Source organism: Paraburkholderia rhizosphaerae (assembly GCF_004366595.1).
Taxonomy (GTDB): Bacteria; Pseudomonadota; Gammaproteobacteria; order Burkholderiales; family Burkholderiaceae; genus Paraburkholderia; species Paraburkholderia rhizosphaerae.
In genome coordinates this window covers 1-22,761 of record NZ_SORE01000004.1, presented here as the reverse complement: position 1 = coordinate 22,761, position 22,761 = coordinate 1, and the positions used below count along the sequence as shown (strand labels likewise).

The 22,761-nt window shown below is 59.1% G+C and carries 19 protein-coding genes and 4 pseudogenes; 15 read left to right on the top strand and 8 right to left on the bottom strand.

What is annotated here, in order from left to right; translation table 11 throughout:
- Nucleotides 1-44 precede the first annotated feature (44 nt).
- The 3 genes from potE to BX592_RS06100 all read right to left on the bottom strand — a co-directional run bounded on the left by potE (nucleotide 45) and on the right by BX592_RS06100 (nucleotide 5,610).
- On the bottom strand, nucleotides 45-2,303 hold the full coding sequence (gene potE, locus BX592_RS06110) for a putrescine-ornithine antiporter (RefSeq protein WP_134190782.1): 2,259 nt from the start codon (nucleotides 2,301-2,303) through the stop codon (nucleotides 45-47).
- A gap of 20 nt (nucleotides 2,304-2,323) precedes the next feature.
- The gene (locus tag BX592_RS06105; RefSeq protein WP_134190781.1) at nucleotides 2,324-4,114 is read right to left on the bottom strand and encodes a SulP family inorganic anion transporter; all 1,791 of its coding nucleotides are present in this window, start codon (nucleotides 4,112-4,114) and stop codon (nucleotides 2,324-2,326) included.
- A 74-nt stretch (nucleotides 4,115-4,188) separates the two neighbouring features.
- On the bottom strand, nucleotides 4,189-5,610 hold the full coding sequence (locus tag BX592_RS06100; protein ID WP_134190780.1) for a DUF2252 domain-containing protein: 1,422 nt from the start codon (nucleotides 5,608-5,610) through the stop codon (nucleotides 4,189-4,191).
- A gap of 329 nt (nucleotides 5,611-5,939) precedes the next feature.
- Here BX592_RS06100 and BX592_RS06095 point away from each other — a divergent pair, with 329 nt between their 5' ends.
- From BX592_RS06095 to BX592_RS06085, 3 genes are all read left to right on the top strand, one after another.
- Nucleotides 5,940-6,251: a hypothetical protein gene (locus BX592_RS06095; protein WP_134190779.1), complete on the top strand. Its 312-nt coding sequence runs from the start codon at nucleotides 5,940-5,942 to the stop codon at nucleotides 6,249-6,251.
- Entirely contained in the window at nucleotides 6,230-6,811 is a 582-nt protein-coding gene (locus BX592_RS06090) for a BPSL1445 family SYLF domain-containing lipoprotein (protein WP_134190778.1), read from the top strand. The genes BX592_RS06095 and BX592_RS06090 overlap by 22 nt, the downstream gene beginning before the upstream one ends.
- 235 nt (nucleotides 6,812-7,046) lie before the next feature.
- Nucleotides 7,047-9,014 (top strand): PhoX family protein, encoded by a 1,968-nt coding sequence (locus BX592_RS06085; protein ID WP_134190777.1) that lies wholly within the window; start codon nucleotides 7,047-7,049, stop codon nucleotides 9,012-9,014.
- Nucleotides 9,015-9,022: 8 nt separating this feature from the next.
- Here the strand turns inward: BX592_RS06085 and BX592_RS06080 are convergent.
- A pseudogene (locus BX592_RS06080) lies at nucleotides 9,023-9,400 on the bottom strand (ABC transporter permease subunit); the annotation flags it as partial.
- A gap of 43 nt (nucleotides 9,401-9,443) precedes the next feature.
- A pseudogene (gene tauA, locus BX592_RS06075) lies at nucleotides 9,444-9,746 on the bottom strand (taurine ABC transporter substrate-binding protein); the annotation flags it as partial.
- 364 nt (nucleotides 9,747-10,110) lie between these two features.
- Here tauA and BX592_RS06070 point away from each other — a divergent pair.
- Together BX592_RS06070 and BX592_RS06065 are read left to right on the top strand one after the other, a co-directional pair.
- On the top strand, nucleotides 10,111-10,695 hold the full coding sequence (locus BX592_RS06070) for a VOC family protein (protein ID WP_134190776.1): 585 nt from the start codon (nucleotides 10,111-10,113) through the stop codon (nucleotides 10,693-10,695).
- Nucleotides 10,696-10,999: 304 nt separating this feature from the next.
- Nucleotides 11,000-12,166 carry a porin gene (locus BX592_RS06065; protein WP_134190775.1) on the top strand — a complete coding sequence of 389 codons (1,167 nt, stop codon included), beginning with the start codon at nucleotides 11,000-11,002 and terminating at the stop codon, nucleotides 12,164-12,166.
- 278 nt (nucleotides 12,167-12,444) lie between these two features.
- Here BX592_RS06065 and BX592_RS06060 read toward each other — a convergent pair whose 3' ends face one another.
- The gene (locus BX592_RS06060) at nucleotides 12,445-12,735 is read right to left on the bottom strand and encodes a hypothetical protein (RefSeq protein WP_134190774.1); all 291 of its coding nucleotides are present in this window, start codon (nucleotides 12,733-12,735) and stop codon (nucleotides 12,445-12,447) included.
- Nucleotides 12,736-12,994: 259 nt separating this feature from the next.
- Nucleotides 12,995-13,873, bottom strand: a complete 879-nt coding sequence (locus BX592_RS06055) for an alpha/beta fold hydrolase (protein WP_134190773.1) — start codon at nucleotides 13,871-13,873, stop codon at nucleotides 12,995-12,997.
- A gap of 392 nt (nucleotides 13,874-14,265) precedes the next feature.
- Between BX592_RS06055 and BX592_RS06050 the strand changes: the two genes are divergently transcribed.
- The 7 genes from BX592_RS06050 to BX592_RS06015 all read left to right on the top strand — a co-directional run bounded on the left by BX592_RS06050 (nucleotide 14,266) and on the right by BX592_RS06015 (nucleotide 18,472).
- The gene (locus tag BX592_RS06050) at nucleotides 14,266-15,069 is read left to right on the top strand and encodes a hypothetical protein (protein WP_134190772.1); all 804 of its coding nucleotides are present in this window, start codon (nucleotides 14,266-14,268) and stop codon (nucleotides 15,067-15,069) included.
- Nucleotides 15,070-15,432: 363 nt separating this feature from the next.
- The gene (infA, locus tag BX592_RS06045; RefSeq protein WP_134190771.1) at nucleotides 15,433-15,699 is read left to right on the top strand and encodes a translation initiation factor IF-1; all 267 of its coding nucleotides are present in this window, start codon (nucleotides 15,433-15,435) and stop codon (nucleotides 15,697-15,699) included.
- Nucleotides 15,700-16,077: 378 nt separating this feature from the next.
- Entirely contained in the window at nucleotides 16,078-16,365 is a 288-nt protein-coding gene (locus tag BX592_RS06040) for a hypothetical protein (protein ID WP_134190770.1), read from the top strand.
- A gap of 451 nt (nucleotides 16,366-16,816) precedes the next feature.
- Nucleotides 16,817-17,119 (top strand): hypothetical protein, encoded by a 303-nt coding sequence (locus tag BX592_RS06030; protein WP_134190769.1) that lies wholly within the window; start codon nucleotides 16,817-16,819, stop codon nucleotides 17,117-17,119.
- 116 nt (nucleotides 17,120-17,235) lie between these two features.
- The gene (gene rpsU / locus BX592_RS06025; RefSeq protein WP_134190768.1) at nucleotides 17,236-17,448 is read left to right on the top strand and encodes a 30S ribosomal protein S21; all 213 of its coding nucleotides are present in this window, start codon (nucleotides 17,236-17,238) and stop codon (nucleotides 17,446-17,448) included.
- A 317-nt stretch (nucleotides 17,449-17,765) separates the two neighbouring features.
- The gene (locus BX592_RS06020; protein ID WP_134190767.1) at nucleotides 17,766-17,969 is read left to right on the top strand and encodes a cold-shock protein; all 204 of its coding nucleotides are present in this window, start codon (nucleotides 17,766-17,768) and stop codon (nucleotides 17,967-17,969) included.
- A gap of 278 nt (nucleotides 17,970-18,247) precedes the next feature.
- On the top strand, nucleotides 18,248-18,472 hold the full coding sequence (locus tag BX592_RS06015) for a hypothetical protein (RefSeq protein ID WP_134190766.1): 225 nt from the start codon (nucleotides 18,248-18,250) through the stop codon (nucleotides 18,470-18,472).
- A gap of 163 nt (nucleotides 18,473-18,635) precedes the next feature.
- Here BX592_RS06015 and BX592_RS34310 read toward each other — a convergent pair.
- Nucleotides 18,636-19,186 (bottom strand): annotated as a pseudogene (locus BX592_RS34310) (transposase family protein); the annotation flags it as partial.
- Between BX592_RS34310 and BX592_RS06005 the strand changes: the two are divergent.
- From BX592_RS06005 to BX592_RS05995, 3 genes and pseudogenes are all read left to right on the top strand, one after another.
- Nucleotides 19,187-19,564: pseudogene (locus BX592_RS06005) on the top strand (rolling circle replication-associated protein); the annotation flags it as partial.
- Nucleotides 19,565-19,642: 78 nt separating this feature from the next.
- Entirely contained in the window at nucleotides 19,643-20,500 is an 858-nt protein-coding gene (locus BX592_RS06000; RefSeq protein WP_134190765.1) for a hypothetical protein, read from the top strand.
- A 77-nt stretch (nucleotides 20,501-20,577) separates the two neighbouring features.
- Complete coding sequence (locus BX592_RS05995; RefSeq protein WP_134190764.1) at nucleotides 20,578-22,167, top strand: YecA family protein; 1,590 nt, start codon at nucleotides 20,578-20,580, stop codon at nucleotides 22,165-22,167.
- Nucleotides 22,168-22,761: the final 594 nt, after the last annotated feature.

Below are 22,761 nucleotides of genomic sequence, written 5' to 3'. Positions count from 1 at the left end.
ACGCCGCCGCGGTAAATGAAATGCCGCGCGAGCCGTGCGGCTGTTCATTCCGGCAGTGCGGTCATCCGGAAGAAGTCGCGAGCCTGCGTATCGAGCTCCCCGAACCATCTGCGGTAAATGCCGGCAAATTCGGGCGACCTGTAAAGACGGCTGAGCGTTTGATCGACCAGCAGGCGCAGGTCGTCGTCGCCGCGCGCGATGCCGATTGCCACCGGCAACGTCGTGAACCGGCGATCCAGCACAGTCAGATCGCGCGCCGACGGGCTAGCGCTCGCCACCGCGAGCAGCAATGAGCGCTCGGCAAAAAAGACGCTCGACTGACGATTGATGACTTTCTGCACGCCCACGTCGACCGACGAGACGGGAACAACCGTCGCGGAGATGTCGAGCTCGCCGAGTTTGCCGGTCACCCAGCGCTGGGTCGGCGAGCCGCCGACGACCGAAACGGTTTGCCGGGACAGCAGTTGAGCCGGCGAAGCGCGCCACAGCGGATGTGACGGGCCGACGCCCGATAGCAGCTCGCGCAAGCCGGCGGGCGCATCGCTTCGAATGACTGCTCCGATGCCGCCCGCGTATACGGGGATCGAGAACGATATGCTTTGCCGGTTCACCAGCGTGTCGGCAGCGCCGCACAGCAGATCGACGCGTTTGTCGCGCACTGCGCGAATTTCGTCGCCCGCCGTGAGCGCAACCCATTGGACGTTCAGCGTGCTGACGCCCAGGCTGGATTTAATCTGATCGGCAACCCGCTCGCATAGCGCGATCGTGTAGCCGGTGACCTGCCCGGCGGCGTCTTTATAGGCAAACGGACGCGAGCCGCTCAAATACCCGATGTTGATCGTGCCCGACTGCCTGATTCGCTGCAGCGTGTCGTTCGTCGCGTGCGATTGCGCATTCATCTGCGCGTGCGCCGGTTGTGGCGCGAACGCCGAGATCACGAGGATGGCAATGGCCATCGCGGTAGCCGCGGGCGCGGACGCGGTGCGGCCGGCCGGGTTCGTTGCGCCGAAGCGTGGCGCGACGAGGCCGTAGACCGCATAGCCGATCGCCATGACCAGCATTCCACCGAGCACGGCATCCTTGCCGGCTGCATAGATCGCGTAGATGGAGTACGCGAGCGCGATGACGGTGACCACTGTGTTAAGCCTGAACCTGGCGCGAGCGGTGCCGGCGTTGCGCATCATCACGAAGAGCGCGGACAGCGAAATGATGTACGGGAGTACGTTGGTCACGACGGCAAGATTGACGAGCGCCTCGAACTGTTCGGTCAGATTCGGCGAAATCGTCGATAGCGCCATCAGCGACTGCGCGATTCCCATGATCACCATGCCCGCGATCGGCGCGCCCATCCGGTTTGCCTTGCCGAAGATGGCGGGAAACATCCGGGAGTCGGCGGCGTCCTTCGCGGTCTGAGCGAGTGTGAACTGCCAGCCGAGCAGCGAGCCGACACACGCCATCGCGGCAAGCGCCATCACGATCGAACCGATCGCCGGATTGAACATATGGGCAAAAGCCAGGCCAAACGGCCCTGTCGACGCGGCGAGTTCGGCATTGGGCACGATGCCCTGGATCACCGCCGTCGACAGGATGTAGATGATCGCCGCGCCCAACGTCCCGAACATGCATGCCAGCGGAACGTCGCGCTTCGGATTTTCCACCGCCGATGAGTTTTGCACTGCGGACTCCATGCCGAGAAACGCCCACAACGTCAGTGCGATACTCGACCCCATGCCTTCGAGCACGTGGATTCCGTTCGGATTCCATGCGGCTGCGAAAGTGCCGCCCTGAAACCAGAACCAGCCTGCCACCGAAATGAAGCCGACCGGCAGGATCACGCCCCACACGGTAATGGAGCCGATGCGCCCGGTTATCTTGGGACCGCCGAAATTGGCGATCGTGGTCAGCCACAACAGACCGATTACGCCGATGCAGGTTGCGACCGGCGACGATGTGAGCACGGGGAAGAACGCGGCGAGATAACCGAGTGCCGAACTGGCAACCGCGACATTCGCAATCGCGATCGACAGGAAATAAAGCATGAAGACCTGGAAGTAGCCATCCTTGCCGTACGCGTCTTCCGCGTACGCGGCCATGCCGCCGGCGCGCTGATTGAGCAGCCCCGCTTCGGCGAAGCCATAGGCGATCGCGAGCGAACCGATTGCCGTGATGAGCCACGACAGCAGTGAAATCGCACCGACTTTCGCCATGTTCGCGGGCAGCATGATGATGCCCGATCCCATCATGTTGACGGTGACGATGAAGGTTAGCTGGACGACGTTCATCTTCTTCGCTTGATCAGCCATGGCCGTTCTCCTCAACAGGCTTACGCCAATGTGCCCGCACCCGGCGGCGTACCGTGCATTGTGCCGGGCAACGCTGAAGCCCCGGAATCGGCATCGTGCAGGAAGGTCGCGATCAGATCGTCCGCGCTGACAAACCGGCCGAAATCGCCGACCTGCCGTTCGAGCCCCTCCGCGCGCAGGATATCGCGCGCGCTCGCGTGAGCGGCGACGATCCGCAGTTGCATCCCGGCCTCGAGCAGCTGCGCATGTAATGCCGCGAGCATGCGCGCGCCCGCGAGGTCGACTGTCGGGGAGTTGGACAGATCGCAGATCACGAGTCTGACCGGGCTCGTGCTCGCCTGGATCGCACTCCATACGGTTGCCCGAACGTGTTCGACATTGAAGTAGAGCAGCGACGCCTCGACGCGGAACAGCAACACACCGGCCAGTCGCTCGTTGTCGGGATGACGCTCGATGTCCGAATACTGGTGCGTACCGGGAATGCGTCCGAGGATCGCGACATGAGGATGCGCGGCGCGTCTGATCAGCAACAGCATCGATGCGAGCACCGCGAAAATCACGCCCTTGAGAATGCCCAGCAGCAACACTGCCGCAAAGGCAACCATCGACACCAGAAATTCGTCGCGGCTGGTACGCCACACATGGCTCAATTCGCGAAAGTCGACAAGCCCTTTGACTGCGACGAGGACGATCGCGGCCAGCACGACGTTCGGCAGATTGGTGAGCAGGCCGGTCAGAAACATCAGGCAAAAGCCGATCGCGACGGAAGCGAACACCAGCGCAAGCGGCGTCTTCGCGCCGGCCTTATCGTTGACCGACGATTGCGACAGGCCGCCCGCCACCGGGTAGCCCTGAAACAGGCCCGCGGCGAGGTTGGCCGCGCCCAATCCGAGCAGTTCCTGGCGTGCATCGATCTCATAGCCGTTCTTCTGCGCGATCGCGCGCGCCGCCGACACGCTCTCCACATACGACAACAACAGGCACGCAAACGCGAGTGGAACGATGCCGTCCACGTCGCGCACGCGCAGCGCCGGAAAATGAAAGGCGGGCAAGCCGCGCGGCAGTGCGCCGACGACGCTGAAGCCCATGTTGCGTAGCGGCGTCACCGATAGCAGCACGATCGACAACACCACCACGAACAGCGCCACCGGGCGCCCGGGCAAGAATTTTTCGCCGGCCAGCAGCAGGGCCAGCGCACCGGCACCGAACGCCAGCACGGCGAGTTGCGTATCGGGAAGCTGGCTCGCTAACACGGTGATGCGCTCGAAGAACGCATCGCCGCCGCCCTTGACCCCGAACAGTTTAGGCAATTGCGTCAGCGCGATGGTCAGCGCCGCGCCGGCCTTGAAGCCGAGCAGGATGGTTTCGCTGATGAAGTTAACCAGCGAGCTGAGCCGCAGCACCCATGCGAGCGCGCACATCAGCGCTATTAATATCGCGGTTAATGCGGCAATGGATGCGAAGCGGGTTGCATCGCCACCGGCCATCGCCGCGACCGTGACGCCGACCAGCATCGAGATGGCCGAGGTCGGGCCGATCGCGAGTTGGCGTGACGAACCGAACAGCGCATAGAAAAGCCCGCCGGCCAGATAGCAATAGATGCCGTATTGCGGCGGCAAGCCGGCGAGCGTCGCATAAGCGAGCGACACAGGGATGCCGTAGGCCGCGAGCGTCACACCGGCGACCACGTCGGATGACAGCCACTGCAACCGGTAGTGCGGCAACCATTGCGCGGCCCTGAATATTGCGCGTATGCGTCCGGCATGCGCGGCCGTTCCGGCTCCAGCGACGGGAACATCCTGTTCGGCCATGGCGCCGCTCCTTCCAGATCCTGCCACCACCTCGCACTATTGTCGCGCGGTGACGTAAAGCGGGGAACCCCCGTCTATTCTTCTGTCGTCGCCTGAATCCGGCCTTCTCGGATCGCCTGGATAAATTCCCGGTAGTCGCGCCGGTTTTGCGAGCTGTAGTCCGTCGCGAACTCGGTAATCGCGTCGTCGAAGGTCTGGCCCGAACCCATGTAGCCGGCCATCATCGCCGCATCGCCGGAACGCGCGTGCGCGCGCGCCAGCGCGTGCGCACACATGCGCGCATATTGCCGCAGCAAGCCCGTGTCGAGCGCTTCGATGATCACGCTCATTTTCATGTCGCGCAGCTGGCGGAAGTAAAAATCGCGGCCATTCTGCCCGCGGCTCCAGCCCAGAAACACATCGCTCGCGGACTGCATGATGCGCTGACCGGCAATCACGCGTTCCCCGTGATTCGAATGCCGGCTCTTGCCCGCATAGGGTTCGAGCACGGACGCGTTCGCCTCCTTGACCTGCAGGAACAACGGATCGTTGTCGGACGCCATGAACAGTCCCACCGCGCATAGGGTACCGACGCTGCCTACGCCGACCACCTTGATTGCCAGATCGACAAAGTGGAACCGGTCGAACAGAACGCGCACGTGTTCGGCGAGGCTTTCGCGATACGAAGCGAGCGCCTGCGCATACCCGGTCTGAAGGCCGGGCGCGATCTCTTCGGTCGGATGGAAGATCAGCGGTGGCTCGTCCTTGATGCGGGGTTGCCCGCCTTCCTCGGTGACAAGCTTCGGATACAAATGGTCCGGTACGGTCTTGCGGCGCTCTGCCTCGATGCGCTGCGAGATTCGTTTGCGCACGGCTTCGACGATCTCAGGATCGGCCGAGCGATCCTGGTATTTTTGCAGGTCGATTTTGTCGTACCACACGTCGAGCGCGCGCATCGCTGCATAGTCGTGCATGCGCTCGCGGTACTCGCGCACGAGGTCCGTCGTGATGCGCGTCATGTCACTGTGCTGCAGTTCCAGATGTTGCGCGGCAATGACGACGCTTGCCGCGAGCCGCTTCAGATCCCACTCGAACGGCGCGGGCAACGTCTCGTCGAGGTCGTTGATGTCGAAGATCACGTTGCGCTCCGGCGTGGCGAAGCCGCCGAAGTTCATCAGATGGGCGTCTCCGCATGCCTGTACACGCAGTCCGCTGGTCGGCGCGCTCGCGAGGTCGGCGGCCATCACCGCAGCGGCGCCGCGATAGAACGCAAACGGCGATGCCGACATCCGTCCAAAACGGATTGGCACGAGCGTCGCCAGACGATGCTGATTCGATGCAACCAGGAGTTCGACCGGATCGTGGCGCCGGGCAGGCACGGTCCATCCCGCCTGCAATGAGCGCGGAATCGAATCGCGGATGATGCGCCCTTGCGCGGCTCGCTCATCCGGTGTCCGGTATGGCGCGGAATGGGTGCGCGTACCGCGCACGGCTTTGCCTGAAACGGGTCTGTCCATCTCGCCTCCCCATCTGGTCTGGCTCGCTATGGCGAGAACGACCGATCTACTCACTCACGATACGCAAGCGATGATCGGCCAGCTTGACGCAGGTCAATGCTTTTCGGTCACCCCATGCGGGGGACGGGCTCGTCGCGCGATAGGCGACGCTACTCGCGCGTATCGGTGAGGGCGCGTCGACTCAGGTCAACGCGGTGGACCGGACAGCGATGCAGCCCTGCCAGTTGCCATTGACCCGGTTTGACATACGTCAAACGATGCATGATACGGACCCCTATTGTTAACTTCGTCAACCGGCATCCTCGATGCGTTAGCGCGGAGTGATTGCGATGAATCAGCCTATGGTCTGGATGACAGCGCCCGCGCTGTCCGATGAAGACGCGTTATGGTTCTCGGCGTACGGCTTCGGATGGGGCTATCGCACGTTTTCAATTTCGTGCGATGTACTGCGCGATTCGCTCGGTGCGCATGGCAGCACACGCGAACAGATGCGCGACTCGCTCAGCGCATGGAAGCCCCAGCTTCTGGAAGCGGTGCTCCGTCACGGATCGTCGGTTTATGAGGGCGAGCGGATCAGACTTGAATTCGCATCGATCTCATCCATTAATGGAGAACTGCGATGCGTCGACGAGAATTCATGATCGGTGCCATGGCCGCAGCGGCGTTGTCCGCGTGGACCGGTTGTACCACCACAACCGGCAGTGGCGAAAGCGGCGCAACCGATGCGGCCAAGCGGGCATCGATCGACGCAAGTGTCGACGGCACGATGTCGCGTCTGTACACGACAGTCAGCGGGTCACGGGAACTGGTATCGAAAGCGCAAGGCGTGCTGGTTTTCCCGTCCGTGGTTCAGGCCGGATTCATTGTCGGCGGCGAGTACGGCGAGGGCGCGCTATTGATAAACGGCAGTACGGTCGGGTACTACAGCACGGCATCGGGTTCGTTCGGCTTGACCGTGGGTGCGCAATCGAAGGCGATCGTGTTCCTGTTCATGACGTCCGACGCGCTGCAGCAGTTTCGCAGTTCGAAGGGCTGGACGGTGGCGGGCGACGCGTCCGTTGCATTAATCAAGGTCGGCGCAAACGGGGCGATCGATACGACAACCGCGACTGCGCCGGTCGAGGTGATCGTGATGACCAATGCCGGTCTGATGGCCGACGTTTCGCTGTCGGGCACCAAGGTCACGCCGCTGAAAATCTGATCCCGGCGCCGCACGCCGCCACCGGCGGCATGCGGCCATGCGCTTGAGCCTCCTTGAGCCCGCTCAAGCCTGCTCAAGCCCGCCTGACCATGACCGTCAACCTTTACCAATGACTGTCAACATAATTTCATATTCATTTCATAGCATGCACACGTTTCCACCCGAGCGCGGCGCATGGACGTGAGTGGTCCTGTCGGTGTGCGCGCTACCTCACCCGTACGGACCTTACAAGAATATGGAACAACACTTCGATTCGTCGCGCCGCAAGGCTCTCAAACTGATCGCCGGCGCGCCGATGCTGCCGCTTGGCGGCGTGCTCGCGGCGACGCCGCTGCTCGCCGCATGCGGCAGCGACAGCAATTCCGCGGCGGCCACGCCGGTCGCGCGCGCCGCGTTCGCGTCGGCATCGTTCACCGGCATGCCGGCGCCGACGCTGGCCGACCCGGCTGCGATGGCGAAGACGACGGTCGGCTCGACGATGACCGCGCGCTTTGTCGACGGCAGTACGGTCAACTACAAGCTCGCATATCAGTCGTTCTTCTCGACCGGCGATACGGTGGCGAATACGCAAGGCGGCGCGATCGTCGCCGGCGGCTATTTCGATATCAACAACCAGCCGATCATCGACCGCTCGCAGCCTGGCAGCGAGCGGCAGTTCTTCTCCGATTGTCCGGACGGCACGTCGCTGCTCAAGCTCGATCATCCGACCGTGCGCGGCGTAAAGGGGAACCCGGTGTTCGCGGTCGTGCAGTTCGAATATGCGACCGGCGATCTGACCGGCGCGGACATGTACGGCATGCTGCCGTCGCCGATCGCGGTGCTCACGCTGGACCAGGACCCGGCCACCGGCAAGCTGTCGTTCGTCAGCTATTCGAACGTCGACACGTCCGCGGCGCATGGACTGTGGATTACCTGCGGCGCGAGCCTGTCGCCATGGAACACGCACCTGTCGAGCGAAGAGTACGAGCCGGACGCAACGATCGCGGCGACCGACGCGCAACTGCGCGGATTCAGCCAGAACCTGTACGGCGATCCGGCGAAGGCCAACCCGTACCACTACGGACATTTGCCCGAGGTCACCGTGCATCCGGACGGTACGGGCAGCATCAAGAAGCATTACTGCCTGGGCCGCATTTCGCACGAGCTGATCCAGGTGATGCCGGACGAACGCACGGTGCTGATGGGGGATGACGCAACCAACGGCGGTCTGTTCATGTTTATCGCCGACACCGCGAAGGACCTGTCGGCCGGCACGCTGTACGTTGCGAAGTGGCACCAGACATCGTCGGCAGGCGCGGGCGCCGCGACGCTGTCGTGGATCAAACTTGGCCACGCGACGAGTGCCGAAATCGAAGCGCTCGCAAATCAGCTGACAGCGGCCGACATCATGGACGTGATTCCGGTCAAAGATAGCGATACGACGCAGCACCCGGGTTACGAGAAGATCAACGTCGGTGGCGCGTTCAACTGGGTGCAAATCAAACCGGGCATGGAAAAGGCCGCGACCTTCCTCGAGACGCACCGCTACGCGGCGCTAGCCGGCGCGAGCATGTGCTTCACGAAGCTCGAAGGCACGACCGTCAATGCGCAGGACAAGGTGCTGTATTCGGCGATGTCGCAGATCGTTTCGTCGATGGTGCGCGGCAACGCTCATTCAACCGACATCGCGCTCGACAAGGCGATCAACGCGGGCGCCGTCTACGCACTGAACCTGCGCGGCGGCCAGCAGGCGAGCGACGGCTCGATGATCGACAGTGAATGGGTGCCGGTCGATATGAGCGCGCCGGCGGCGCTCGTCGGCGAAGATCTGGCGACGCCCGACGCGCTCGGCAACAAGGCGAATATCGACAAGATCGCGAACCCGGACAACCTGAAGTTTTCGGCGAAGCTGCGCACGCTGTTCATCGGCGAAGACAGCGGCAATCACGTGAACAACTTCCTGTGGGCGTACAACGTCGATACGAAGACGCTGTCGCGCGTGCTGTCGACACCGGCCGGCGCGGAATCGACCGGATTGCATGCGGTCGACGAGATTAACGGCTGGACGTACATCATGAGCAATTTCCAGCACGCGGGCGACTGGGCTGCTATTCACGACAAGGTGAAAGCGACGCTCGATCCATTGGTGCGCGCGAACTACAAGGATGGCTATGCGGCTTCGGTCGGCTATCTCACCGCGGAGGCAACGGCGCTGAAGCTCTAACCGGAAGGTCAATGGTCCGCGTGCCACGGCGCCAGTTTGCGTTGCAGCCATCGCAGCCCGAGTTCGAGCAGCACCGCGATGGCGCCGATCACCAGAATGCCGGCAATCACGACAACGGTGACAAGGAAGCGTGACGCCGAATAGGCCATAAACCCCAGGCCGCGCGTCGCGGCAATCAGTTCAGCCGCGACGCGCGTCGACCATCCGGAGCCGAGCGCGATGCGCAGGCCCGTTAGAATCTCCGGCAACGCGCTGGGCAGCACCACGTGACGCAGCAGCTGGTAACGCGTCGCGCCAGGCGAGGCGGCCGCAAGCAGGCGGCTCTTCGCGACACGGCTCGCGCCGGCCGCGGTCGCGATGGTCAACGGTGCAAAGATGGTTAGATAGCTCGCGCGTCAGCGCATCGAGCGCGCCGAGCGGTTCGTCCATCAGCAGAAACGCCGGATCGGCGATGTGCGCACCGTTACGCACGACCAGGGCTTCGGAGCCGCCCGTCAACGCATTGAGCACCACGGCCTCGATCGGTACGCCGCGGCTCACGGCGGCTGCGAACGGACTCGATCCTACTTCGCCGATCTGCATGTCGCCGGACGCAAGCGCCGCGACAATATCGGCGCCGTACTGGTAAGCGATGTTGACCGTCTCCGCCTGCGCTGAAGACTGCGCATGGACGAGCAGCGAAACGAGCGCGGCGCCGGCGACGACCCCCTTGACGACACGTTTGACGATCATTGGAATGTTTTCCGCGTGGAGGAGATGCGGCAAGGTTAGATACATAGGTATCGAATTTTTTCGTTGACGCGCACCGATCTGATCGGTATGCAACGAAACGAAGAACTTTGACACACATGACACCAATGCCATGGCGTTGCGCGGACGCGGTTGAACAATACGGCCGGTGCTTATCCGCAACGTTCGCTTCGTCACCTTGATGTCCGTTGCCGTGAAGCGTGGCGAAGACGAACGATTTATTCGGATGCGATCGGATGCACTATGGAATACACAACGCAGCCGGGCTGTTAAGCGAATCAGCAGGACCTGATAACGCGGGGCATACAGCCTGCGGAAGACCTGCGGAGAACTTACGGAGTATTGAATGGAAACGACGACACTCTCCAGCCCCAAGACGAAGCCGTTGCAACAACTTCCGCTGCGAATGCATCACCACGCATACACGACTGACGATCACGAGGCCAACCGGCGCTTTTATGAGGACGTGCTCGGCATTCCTCTAACGGCCATGTACATCGAAAAAGAATTGATCCAGGGGGAATGGATCGAACTCGGCCATGCGTTCTACGGTCTGCACGACGGCAGCGCTCTCGCGTTCTTCAACTTCGCCGACGAGAACAAACAGCGTATCTGGAAGGCCCGCGAGCAGTCGCTGTTCGTGCATATCTCGATGCTCGTCGAAGCGTCGACGCAGGCAGAAATAAAAGAACGCATCGCTGCCGCCGGGATGGAGTCTTTTATTATGGAGCACGGCATCTGCACGTCGTTGTACGTGAAAGACCCGAATGGCTTGCTGGTGGAATTTACCGTCGATCATCCGGACGCCACAGGCATTGCCGCGGAAATGGCGGAACGCGCGCAACGCGACCTGAAGCGCTGGGTGGCAGGCGACCGGACGCCGAATAACCGGTGGCGTCCGGACGTCGCGGACGGTAACGCGAAGGGCTGAACACAACCGCGCGCCGGGTATGAATGTGCCGGTTTGAGCCATTCACTGCACAAACAGGCCATCAAGAAAGCGGGCTGATCGACACGCGTGCGCATAGGTCGACCGGCAGTCACTTATGCCAATGGAATAAATGTCGGTCGTCACGGTTAACCTCGTTGCCGTGACCCGATCGATCAATCGTCACGGTCCGTCACCGCACCACGTCGTGTGACGGGCAACACCATCACAAAGAGAAGGGCATGCACTCGCTGGCGACGCGACTGCATGTGATAGAGCACAAATATAAGGTGGGTGACGTAACGAAATGAAGAAGAAAGCTTTATTTGCGATGCTATCGATCTGGTCATTGAGTAGCCATGCGCAAAGCAGTGTGACGCTGTACGGTCTGATCGATGAGGGCTTCGAAGCGGCAAGCAATACGGCGGTACCGGGCTCGAGATCGGGCGCACGTCTGTTCCGGCTCGATAGTACGTTCGGGTTGAACAGTTCGAGATGGGGCTTGCGCGGCACCGAGGATCTCGGCGGCGGTCTGCATTCGCTGTTTGTGCTGGAAAGCGGCTTCGAACTGAACACTGGCAAACTGCAGCAAGGCGGCGCGGAATTCGGACGGCAGGCCTACGTTGGCATCTCGAGCGACCGGTTCGGCACCGTCACACTCGGCCGTCAATACGACAGCGTGGTCGATTTCATCGGGCGTTTCGAGTTCGGCACCTCGAATGTCGGTACCTTGCATGCGGCTCACCCGGCGGACCTCGACAACATCAACGACACGCGTCGCACCAACAACGCGATCAAGTTTCATAGCGCGAGCCTCTCCGGCTTTTCGTTCGAGGGACTGTATTCGTTCGGCGGCGTGCCCGGTTCATCAGGCACGAACAGCGAGTTCTCGCTAGCGGCCGGCTACACCGGTGGGCCGATCGATCTGGGCATCGCGTACCTGAATGCGAAGAATCCGGCTGCATCGCTATTCGGCAGCAATCCGACCGATACCGCGGCGTCCAATGGATTGACCGCAACGCCGATTCTGAGCGGTTATGCAACCGCGAACTCGTATCAGGTGGTGGCCGCGGGCGGCGCGTACAAACTGGGCCGCTGGCAATTCGGCTCGACCTACTCGAACATCCGCTTTGGCGGGATCGGCGCACTCGAGCAGGCCACCGCGGTCTTCAACGATGTCGAAGGCAGCGTGCAGTATCAGTTCACGCCGCAGCTGCGGGCGGGTGTTGCGTACAACTATCTGCACGGCAGCGAGGTGAATGCGACAGTCGGTGGTGCAACCTACAACCAGGTCTCCGCGGGCGCCGATTACGCGCTATCGGGACGAACGGACATCTATGTTGCCGCGCTCTATCAGACCGCGCATGGCGACGATTCGACAGGCAGAGGGGCGGTGGCGAACCTGAATGGCATTTCCGCATCGTCGAACCGGTATCAATCGCTTGTCAGAGTCGGATTGCGTCATCGCTTCTGACGTCGTCCATGCTCCGGGTTGCCAAATACATTAGCAGCGTGCATTACAGCGCGCGTTTTTTGAAGCTCGCATGCGCGCTGCCGTCGATTACAGATGTCTTTATCTTTTTTTCGATCGGCTTATTTGTTTCGGGCGCGCAGTATTTGTTTCAGTCCGACGCAGACAATGTACGCACGCATTCAATTCTTGATGGTGTTGTCTTATCTAATGATGAAAGAACCGTATTATCAAATGAACAAACGTCACTTTACGTGTCGTATTATCTAATGAAGTTTCAGTCATGATCCATTGACGGATCTTTTCACTATTGCGGCCGCATCGGCACGTCCCCGACTGAGAAGACGATCGGACAGCACACTGCAAAAGACAATCGCGGCACTCGGGCCATGCATCTGCGCGAATCCGCAGATGGTTTCGTCCACCGTGCGTTGAAGCGTTTCTTTGCTCATGCTGCTGGCAATGAACGATGCGCCTCTCGCGAGTTCGAGCTGGAAATCGATCTCGCAACGCCGATAATCTTCGTGTCGTATCCGCCTGCGCGCAATTGATGTCAATTGGATTGCCTCCATTGCATTCTATCGGGCGTATATGCTGTTTACATTGCAACCGGTTAAATCTATGCGTACTCGCTGTTAATTAATTGTCGTGAGGTTAGCAACGCTTGCATCGTATAAACTTTTTTGCGATTTCTCAAATAGAGTTAATCGGTGTCGGCGGCGGCTATAGCGAGTGCGTCGAGCGAAGAAAATAAGAAGTATTTCGATTGGTCAAACGGTGACGGCGATGGCTCACTCGTAACGTACAGCGGCTGCGCGCGCAGCACGAGGTTTAGGGACGCGCGCAATGCTGCGTGACAAAGTCGGTCACGGTATCGCGAAACTTCGCGGGCTCTTCGGAAAAGACGAAGTGTCCCGACTCATTGAATTCGACAAGCTGCGCACCGGGTATGCCGCGTGCGATCGCACGACTCGCGCGCGGCGGGCACACCCAGTCGTGGCGGCCAACCATCGCGATAGTGGGTGCCTTGATGCGTTCGAGATCACGCAGCAGGTCGTAAGTGGGAGCGATCTTGCCCATGAAATGCTGCATCATTTCGATCGTGATGGTCGTCGGTTTAAAGACCTGTTCGAAAAGATGCATGTTCGCCGGCGCGAGATAGTAGGGGCCGACGGCCGCGAAGAATGCATTGACCGACTCGAGGGTAACTTCACCGCTGAATAGCCGTGTCGCGACCGCAAGTTCCTGTGCGCCCGCGCGTCCGGCGAGGGTAGGCGCGGGGTCGTTCGGGTCGTCGAGCAACGGGCGCACTGTGGGCGACGAGCCGCACAGCATCAATCCGGCCACCAGCGCCGGATGACGCAGCGCTGCGTGCATCGCGACAAACCCGCCGGCGGAATGGCCGAGCAGAAATGCGCGGTCGATGGAGAGCAGTTCGCACAATGCGGCGACGTCATCGGCCATTTGCTCGAGCGAGCACGTTGCGAGGTCCGCCCGGGCGGAGCGTCCTTGACCGCGCATATCGACGTAGATGACCTGGGCGTCATCGCGCAGTGCGCCAACGCCATGCCGCAGATAGCCATGGTCGAGCCCGAGCCCGCCATGCAACGCGACGATCACCGGTTTTTCATCGAGCTTGCCGTGTCCTTGCCGAAGGCCTGCGCCTTCAACATCGAAGTAGATAGTGGTGCCGTTGATTTTCGCGTGCATGACCGGTGCATAAAGATGAAGTGGGCACGATTATAGGCGCGCGTTTCAGCGCATTGCATAGGTCTGCTTCAACTTTAATGATCGCGCGGGGTGCTTGAGTCGCGTCCCGCGAAGGCAATTGAGCGGTGCGTCGTCGGCAACGACACGTCTGCCACCTCGGCGTTGGCAGATCGCGCGCGCGACCGGGCCGCGGCATTCGTCTGCGGGGCGAGATATTTCGCTGATGATGCAAAGCGAAGTGGCCGAAGTTTTGGAGCCGTCGGGCGAGGGCAGGGGCGAGTAGGTCATCGAGGAAGCGTTGTTCACTTACACTTCGGTTTGTTCAGCCATTTCGAGCGTGGCCAACCTCGATACCGAAGCCCTCCACTATACTGGGGCACCTGGAGGTTTCAATGACCGATCAAGACAGGCTGCATCCACTGCGTCCGCTCCTGAAAAACTGGATTTGGGAGCATGGTCGAATCGGAACTCGCTATCTGGACTGCGTCGATGGTGAGATCAGGTTTGACGAAGGCAAGAAATGCCGTTTCGCGGCCGAGAAATATGTTTACGTGCCGCTTGATAAGGACGGTGAAGACGATGGATCTGCGGATGGTCCAGCGATTCAGGACGCGGGACTTGCCCGGTTTTTACGGGCTGCGCAGCTAGGCAGGCCAGAGGAAGCAGGTTCTGTCGCTGAGGTTCAGCGCGCAGTGCACGACTGCCTGGATCTCGGCCTGTTCAGCGCATATCAACTCGAAGCCCGAGAGGCACTTGCTCGCTATGCAAAGGAGCCTATGTTCGAGGACGAGATCCGCGCGGCGGTTGTTGACGACGTCCGGCGTATTTACGTCGGCATGCGCGAGCAGCTGGCGCTGTACGATTTCAGTGTGCTTTACGGCATGCCCACACCATTGCTTATCAGCGACACACCATTCATTGACTGGCGCGCGCGCGCCAGTCCAGCACTTCCGTTTGTGTCGCTTCCGCTGGGGCCTTACTGCCTGCTGGTAGGCGCGCCATCGGGCAGAAGTAGCCGGGTAGGTCCGGTAACCTGGAGGGCCGCTATGACGATGGGCCCATTGAAGGACCACAACTGCCGGATGTCGGAGCGCGCACGTCTGTGGCTGGTGGCGACTACGGATGATCAACTCGTCGCGGCACAAACTCGTCTTGGTGTCGCACCGGGCTCGAAGCCAGAGGATACGAAGTCTTGACCGAATGCCCCGACGACAACAGCGCAGAAGGTGGTCTTCGGTTACAATCAGCGACTTGCACACCTCATAGCGGTGACAGAACGCGTTGTTCGTCGCGAATGTCCCGCTGATCGCCCGGCGAGGGTCGGCCATGGCCCCTGCCGAACTGTACGTCCCACTTCATCGGCCGTGTATTGCGGCCTTTCACGGCGTACCCATCCCGTCGCGTACCTGATCCGCTGCCTGGGCAGCGACCCGTGCGTGATGGCTGCCCATCAAACCTCACGTTTCCACCATCGCACGAGTACGTGCCGGTTAAGCTCGCGGCTTTTCCTGCAGCGAGGCGCCGGCCAGGACGTGAGAGCAATTAATCAGGACTTTTGAATGGCCAAAGAGGAATTACTGGAACTCGACGGTATCGTTGACGAAGTGCTGCCGGACAGCCGCTACCGCGTCACGCTTGACAATGGCGTTGTGGTGGGCGCGTACGCGTCCGGTCGCATGCGCAAGAATCACATCCGCATCCTTGCGGGCGATCGGGTAACGCTGGAACTCTCGGTGTACGATCTGACGAAGGGAAGAATCAATTTCCGACACAAGGACGAACGAAGCGGCGGGGCAACGCAAAGGACTGCATTTCGCCGCCGTTGACGTGGCGGTGCCAGGATGTCCATTGCGGCGCCGGGTTGAAGGACCGTTCTGGTGACACCGGATGCGACGGAAATCGAGGGAGCAACGCGCCATGGTTGTCCATCGGTTATCAATGCGGCTGCTGTCACAACGCTAATATCCGGAGCGGTAAGCGGCAGCAAACGCGAAAGCGCTGTACAAACATCCAGAAGCGCGTACCATGGGTTTGCCTACCGATGTCCCGCGCTCGCCTCGGCGATCCCTGCCGGTCTGCACGCGAGCGCCAGTCCCGCCTGTTATTCAACGGCACCGTTATCTCTACGGTACCTGACCGATACGGTCATCGTCTGCCGTTTTCGCACACTAGATGCCGCGCAACCGCGGCAGTGAAGGTCTCTCATGCAAGCCGCCCATTACGTATATAAAGGGCTGGAAGTCCAGCCACTCGTGTTTCCGCGTCAGCGTACAAAAGCAGGATTCGGCCACAGCTACGACGAAGGTTTCGATGCGGCCGTCCGTATCAATGAGCCCGGGGCCCAGGAGGGCGCACGTAGTCGTGTTTTTGCACTGCCCGCCGAGCGACCGTTCGAGAGTAGTGGCGACGCGAGGCGCGCATCGACCGCGTACGCCAAACGTCTGATCGACGCCTGTCCGGAGGGGGAATCGATCCTGGACGGCGAACAGTGATTGCGGTCGCGGCGGCCAGACTCGCTACCGAATGGGCAATGGAATGGCTCGAACGACGCTACGGCTAGTGTGGAGCGAACCGCCCATTGTTGCCCCAACACTTGATGCAAGCGCGGGCAAGGCGCCGCGCTCGGGATCCCTTATCCAGTCAGTCGCCATGGACGAAAGTCGACAGCCAGTCCCGTACTACCTCGTACTTCGCGCCGGACACGAATGCTACGTTCTTGACGTTCACCGCTGCCTGATGCGCCGGCAGGCCAGTCCGCTGCTAAAGGTATTTGCGCGCAGACATGGTGTCGCACGGCCGCTCGATGGCGCTATCTGGGACGCTTTCTCAAGCTTGCACATGTTTTCGGCCGAAGAGCGATCGATGCGGTGCATGTTCTCACTGGTTGTCGGGACGGAAACGCCACGTCAGCTTGAACTGTTGAGTGCGCTCTAAAGGACAACCATGACGGCGGCTAAGTCACTACTGTGTCTGGCGGAATATCTCGAGATTTCGCTTAATACCGGAGAGAGCGTCATCATGATGCAGGCGTGCGACGACGCGTGCGCGATGTACGTGGGTAACGCGGCCAAGGCGCAAAGCTTTCTCATCTTCCATGGATCGATTGCCGTGGCGGATGCCGAGGACATCCTTCAGCGCACGCAGTCGGGACGCAACGAGGTAGAAATCGCCGGGCAGGTATACCGCTTCGTACGTAGCGTTACGCATTTCGAGGATCGTGGCGCTGTAGTCTTCGCGCCGACGTAATGTCTTAACCAATGCGTAAGCGTCGAAGAGGCGTACGCAGTATCGTCATCGGCCGATACCGGCGCCGATGCCGGGAACGCGCGTAACAGATTTCGTCGTTTAAGATAAGGACCCCAATGACTACCGTAACCTTGCGACCGAACGAGCCAGTGGAGGTTGCGCTACGCCGATTCAGGCGGTCAATTGAAAACACTGGACTCCTGAAAGAGCTTCGTGCACGAATGAAGTTCGAAAAACCCAACGAACGGCGAAAACGTAAAATGGCTGCTGCCGTGGCGAGGCAACGGAAACGGGCCGCGCGAGCGTTGCCGCCAGGAAAAATGTACTAGCCATGTGCAGTTGCGCCCAGTGGTCTTAACCCGTTCGTCCGGGCGCAGCGCCCGGCTCGACTCGAATGGCGATCCTCACTGCCTGGCCGGGCAGCGCGACATCGCCAGCCGCGAAACGGACCACCGGGTAAAACCGTTACAAGAAAAGTATTGACGCTGGTACTACCCGGCGGTTAGGGTGCTGTCTGAAGTTCAAGAAGTTCGATTGCTGTTCATCAATTGCTCGCTCTCCAGCGGTATTCGTTGTCCTCTCCCTCCTTGATTCTTCACGCGCTCTTCAGCGGAGCAAATTTTTCACTATTTCCCAAGGATTCTTCATGGATACCGGTACCGTTAAGTGGTTCAACGATAGCAAAGGCTTTGGCTTCATCACCCCGGATAAGGGCGGCAACGACCTGTTTGCTCACTTCTCCGAGATCAGGAGCGACGGCTTCAAAACCCTGGTTGAGAACCAGAAGGTGAGCTTCGAAACGAAGCAAGGCCCGAAGGGTCTGCAAGCGGCTAACATCAAGCCGCTGTAAAGTTTGAAGAGCCTGGCCTCCTGCGACGGAGGCCGGCTTGCAGCGACACCCTCGCGGAGCTTTGTCTCCCAACCGCGGCGAGGACGCGCCTGGCTGCAGCTGTACGTTCAGCAGCTAGCTCAACCGCACGCTTCGTTGCACCTCATTCTCCTTTCTCGCTTCTGACGCCATTTTTCGGATTCCGGCTGTTTCGGATTCGATTTGCGACGGCTTCGAATCAGCTCTCCCGGTGCGCATTTTGAGCGTCGCACGTTCACTCCAATATCACTAAAACTGAAATGCAGAACAAACAGACTCAGCAATACAACGGCTATGCCGTCCAACCCTCGGCGCATCGTTTGCCCGACGGTAGTTTTTCATCCAACCTGCTGCTCCAGTGCACTGATATCACGCGCGCCGAACGCCGTTACCAGTTCTATTCGCTGGATTACTTCACGAGTGAAGAGCAGGCGTTGCGGCACTCGGCACGCTGGGCGCGCAATTGGGTCGACACGCGCGGTTAAAGATGACGCACGAACTCGAACACGCTGTGACGACGATCGGCTCCTTGCTGGCGACCTTGGTCGCCCGGTGCGTTACTGTTCCGGTTCGTTGCGATATCGCCTGCGAACGAAGCTACGGTTGTGGAACTTGGCAAGAAGCGGACATCAGAACTTAGCCACTGCAATCGATTGCCAAAGTGAGCGACTTCGTCACGCGCCGCGTCTCGCGCCAGGTCATCAGCAGATCAAGATCCTCGTCATCGCGCAGCAACCGGTACGCATCGAACGTGCTTCTGGGCGGCTTCGCGAAGCGCGCGTTATAGGCGGGCGATGAAGGAGGGCGCATACGCGTTGGCTTCGGCCACCGTGCTGATGCCGCGCAGCCTGAGTTCCTTCACCAACCGGTCCTGCAGTGTCAGGTGCGCGCGCTCGACGCGTCCCTTCGCGGAGCTCGAGTTCGCGCAGAACGCCGGCTCGTCGAATCGTTGACATACACCAGCAGCGTGCATTGCGGCGCGCGCTGCTCGAACCATGCGTGCTCGCTGCCGTCGATCTGCACCAGCTCGCCGTAACACGTACGCCGCGCCCGCGGCTGGTAGATCTTCAGCGCGCGCTGCCGGCGCGGCACCCACAGGCCCGCATCCATCATTCAGCTTCCGTACCGTTTCCCTTCGCCAGCCGGATGCCGTGGCATTCCCAGAGCTTCTCGCAGGCCAGCGTCGGCCCGAAATCGGCGATTTGATGGATGCTGCCAAACGTGCGAAACAGCAGGTTCGGTTACGTTGCAAGGCCATTGGCGCGGATCGGATGATCACACTGACGTACCGTGAAAACATGCAGGATAAGACGCGTTTGAAGCGCGATTTCGATTCGCTGCGTCGTCGCCTTGGCGCGCTCGGCGGATTCCAGTACGTTGCTGTTGCCGAGCGTCAGCAACGCGGTGCATGGCACCTGCATGTCGCGGTCAAAGGGCGTCAAATCTATCGCGTGCTGCGCTCGATCTGGCACAGCGTTGTCGGCGTCGACAACGGCAATATCCACGTTCGCAATCCGTTCAAGGAACGGGGGCGAAAAGCGATACTGGGCAGCACATCCTGTCGGACGATCCGGCGGAGGCTCTCAAAATCGCGACGCGCGAATATACTTAAGGCCGCAAAGTGACTTGAACCCGTTCCAGACTTTGAGAGCTATATGGTTGAATCAAAACGCATAAAGACGCTCCGTGGCAGTCTGATTAGAGATATTCCCAAGTTTCCGAACAATCGTGAAACTAAAGAGGCGATGGAAAGTATGCCTCTTGGAACTCTGTTGGTTCATTACTTGAATTGGATTAGCCGTTACGTTGCAAATAAACCTAGGGCAGTCGTCGTAGAACCTTCGGTCAAGAAAGATGTTCGTTGGAAACACCTTAACTCCGCCATCGAAGGTTTTTTCGAGAAAGTAAGGTCGGGCGAGGACTTGACTCCGTATCTGTCACTTCGAGTACATTCAAAAGGGTACAATCTGGAGTCTTCGAAGACAGGGCCGGATGTAAATCGATGGAGCGATAAGGATTTAATTTTAAATGCGATGGGTTTTCATCATTTTCATTTGGGTGATGGGCGAGAAATCCGCGGGCATGTGCAAAGAACGAGTGAAGTGTTATTTGCGGCGGTCACTCGCGATAAATTCACGGCGCTCGGAATTTTCGATCACTCCGTATTCAATTTCAGCGTCGATAAAATGACCGATGAAAGATCGAAATTATGGAAACTGTTTGATAGTTTTAGAACTGGAACACTTCCTCCCGGAACACTTGTTGTGTCATCGCCAATCACTTCGTCTGGACATCCTATTCATGTAGTGCAGACGGCCGGCCTGTATGCGCGGGAGATTAATCAAATTGATCTTCGACTGGATCAACGGGAGTATATAGAGAGATTTTACGATAAAGTTGACCTTAAGCCGCCGGTGAATGCAAAGTTTGAGTGGAAATTGGAATACTCTGACTTGGTTCTGTACGAAAAAGAATTGGGGCATTCTTTCGTGGTACGGCAAGGTTTTAACTAAGTGCGTGCTGTTTTAGATTATAAGGTGCGCTAACAGTGCTGTGCTAAAATGGTGCATGCTAGAAAGGTTGATCCGCTATGGCAAAATATGGACGTAAGGACCCGTGCTATTGCGGCAGCGGGATAAAATATAAGCGTTGCCATGGAGCTTTTAACGCTCAGGATCGTATCGGCGCTGAGATGCGAGGCTTGCTTGCAAACATGCAGGCTGCTGAAGTACAGCGTCAACGCCAGCAGGGGTTGGGTCGACCGATCATCTCGGCGGAAATGAGCGGCGGTCGCCGCATCGTGGCCGTGAACGATCGCCTAATGCACTCCACTAAGTGGAAGACGTTTCACGACTTTCTTGGTGACTACATTAAAATCGCTCTCGGTCCAGAATGGGGGAACGGGGAGTTGGCAAAGACTTCAGAGCAGCGCCATCCGATTTTGAACTGGTATCAATTGGTATGCGAACGGCAGCGTGCTGTCGTTAAAATACCGGGGGAAGTCTTCGACGCCCAAATGACGGGGGCTGTTGCTGCGTATTATCATCTTGCGTACGACTTATACGAACTTCATCATAATGTAGAGTTGCAGGAAAAGTTGGTGGTGCGACTGAGAAATCGAGGCAATTTTGAGGGTGCGCGGTATGAAATTTTCGTGGCAGCAGCTTTGATTCGGGCTGGTTTTACGATTGAATTTGAGGATGAGGACGATCGAACTACGAGTCACTGTGAATTCACGGCTACATTTACAAGGACTGGCAAACGGTTTTCCGTCGAAGCAAAGCATCGATCTGGTGCGCGACCGAGAATGGGGCGACTATTAATTGGTGCATTACGAAAGCGGGCAAATCATCCACGGATTATTTTTGTCGACGTGAATATGCCCGACGATGGTAGTGAGGTAGGCGGATCAACTTTGATGAATTCCGCGGTTCGAAAACTCAGGGGGTTTGAAGATGTGAAGGTGGATGGAGTATTATTGCCACCTGCGTATTTGATTGTTACAAATACCCCGTGGCATCATCATTTGCGCTCGACTTCTTATCGATCCTGTGCCGATATTGACGGTTTTCGGATTCCGGATTTTAAAGCGAACCTTAAATTGCCGTTGCGCGAGGCAATTGATGCCCGGGAGCGGCACCGCGAGATAGTAGAATTGATTGAATCGATGCGAGACCATTGGGACATACCTGTTACCTTCGATGGTGAGATCCCGGAATTCGCATTCGGCGGTGATGTTCCTCGATTGAAGATCGGTGGCCAATACCTCGTCGCGGATGCGGACGGCGTTGAACGACCAGGTCGATTAACGACGGCAACAGTCAACGAAGTCGAGAAAGCTGCGTATTGTGCACTCTCGTTTGCCGATGGCAAAAGCGCGATCTATGTTTGGCCGCTGTCCGACGATGAAATGTCAGCATGGCGGCGGCATCCGGATACCTTCTTTGGACAGTTGACGCAACGAAGTACGAAGGCGAGGACGCCGTTGGAACTCTACGACTTCTTCTTCGAAAGCTACAAGCGTACGCCGAAGGAACGCTTGCTCGAATTCTTGGATAAGTCGCCCGATATTGAGTCGCTTGCGATGCTCGATCAGGCCGAGCTCGCACGGGTCTATGCGGAACGATGCGTCTATGCTGCCATGAGTACGACGCCACAAGCCAATCAAGGTGATGTTTGAGGCTAGAGTGGTCACGCGCGCGCTTACGTGACCGCTGCGATCGATATATCGAGCGTTAGCTGACCGGTGCTATATGGATCGTTTGCGGCGGGAGCGATTAGGCGTCGCGGTATGGTTACTGGTGGCTGTAGTTCTTGTTCGATTGCGGTGTATCCCATCTGATCGCGCATCAATTCGTGTTCGAGTGCCTGCAGGCGCAATACGCGACTGCCCAAGGGGGTATTACGGCTTTGCCGTTCATCCAGTCCTTGACCATGCGTTCATGGCGTCCAAGCGTGCGGCAAAGATGACGCATAGGCATGCTCCGGGCGTAGTACAGGAATTCATTAATCGGGGCTGCGTTGTGGCGTGTCAGGATTTTCGGTTTTCGGGTTCCCACGATGAGACCTCCGGTTGCTGGAGACTGGTTGGCGACAAAAAAGCCGCTCGGCTTGAGCGGCTTTTCTTTTGGTCACATAGTGAGCCTTTGACTTTCGATCTTCTTACAAATATATGTCTGTGTCATGGCCAGATTCAAATGTCCGGGTTCCGGCTAGATAGAAATGTCCGGTTTTGAAGCCGTTTTTGCTTGGGTTCTGTTTATGGTTTTTGGGG

Excerpts from the sequence above, each read along its gene's own strand:
- BX592_RS06060 (WP_134190774.1), bottom strand. The coding sequence starts at position 12,735 with ATGGAGGCAATCCAATTGACATCAATTGCGCGCAGGCGGATACGACAC.
- BX592_RS06085 (WP_134190777.1), top strand. The coding sequence starts at position 7,047 with ATGGAACAACACTTCGATTCGTCGCGCCGCAAGGCTCTCAAACTGATC.
- BX592_RS06090 (WP_134190778.1), top strand. The coding sequence starts at position 6,230 with ATGCGTCGACGAGAATTCATGATCGGTGCCATGGCCGCAGCGGCGTTG.
- BX592_RS06105 (WP_134190781.1), bottom strand. The coding sequence starts at position 4,114 with ATGGCCGAACAGGATGTTCCCGTCGCTGGAGCCGGAACGGCCGCGCAT.
- BX592_RS06065 (WP_134190775.1), top strand. The coding sequence starts at position 11,000 with ATGAAGAAGAAAGCTTTATTTGCGATGCTATCGATCTGGTCATTGAGT.
- infA (WP_134190771.1), top strand. The coding sequence starts at position 15,433 with ATGGCCAAAGAGGAATTACTGGAACTCGACGGTATCGTTGACGAAGTG.
- BX592_RS06050 (WP_134190772.1), top strand. The coding sequence starts at position 14,266 with ATGACCGATCAAGACAGGCTGCATCCACTGCGTCCGCTCCTGAAAAAC.
- BX592_RS06000 (WP_134190765.1), top strand. The coding sequence starts at position 19,643 with ATGGTTGAATCAAAACGCATAAAGACGCTCCGTGGCAGTCTGATTAGA.
- BX592_RS06040 (WP_134190770.1), top strand. The coding sequence starts at position 16,078 with ATGCAAGCCGCCCATTACGTATATAAAGGGCTGGAAGTCCAGCCACTC.
- BX592_RS06015 (WP_134190766.1), top strand. The coding sequence starts at position 18,248 with ATGCAGAACAAACAGACTCAGCAATACAACGGCTATGCCGTCCAACCC.
- potE (WP_134190782.1), bottom strand. The coding sequence starts at position 2,303 with ATGGCTGATCAAGCGAAGAAGATGAACGTCGTCCAGCTAACCTTCATC.
- BX592_RS06055 (WP_134190773.1), bottom strand. The coding sequence starts at position 13,873 with ATGCACGCGAAAATCAACGGCACCACTATCTACTTCGATGTTGAAGGC.
- BX592_RS06070 (WP_134190776.1), top strand. The coding sequence starts at position 10,111 with ATGGAAACGACGACACTCTCCAGCCCCAAGACGAAGCCGTTGCAACAA.
- BX592_RS06030 (WP_134190769.1), top strand. The coding sequence starts at position 16,817 with ATGACGGCGGCTAAGTCACTACTGTGTCTGGCGGAATATCTCGAGATT.
- BX592_RS06095 (WP_134190779.1), top strand. The coding sequence starts at position 5,940 with ATGAATCAGCCTATGGTCTGGATGACAGCGCCCGCGCTGTCCGATGAA.
- BX592_RS06020 (WP_134190767.1), top strand. The coding sequence starts at position 17,766 with ATGGATACCGGTACCGTTAAGTGGTTCAACGATAGCAAAGGCTTTGGC.
- rpsU (WP_134190768.1), top strand. The coding sequence starts at position 17,236 with ATGACTACCGTAACCTTGCGACCGAACGAGCCAGTGGAGGTTGCGCTA.
- BX592_RS06100 (WP_134190780.1), bottom strand. The coding sequence starts at position 5,610 with ATGGACAGACCCGTTTCAGGCAAAGCCGTGCGCGGTACGCGCACCCAT.
- BX592_RS05995 (WP_134190764.1), top strand. The coding sequence starts at position 20,578 with ATGGCAAAATATGGACGTAAGGACCCGTGCTATTGCGGCAGCGGGATA.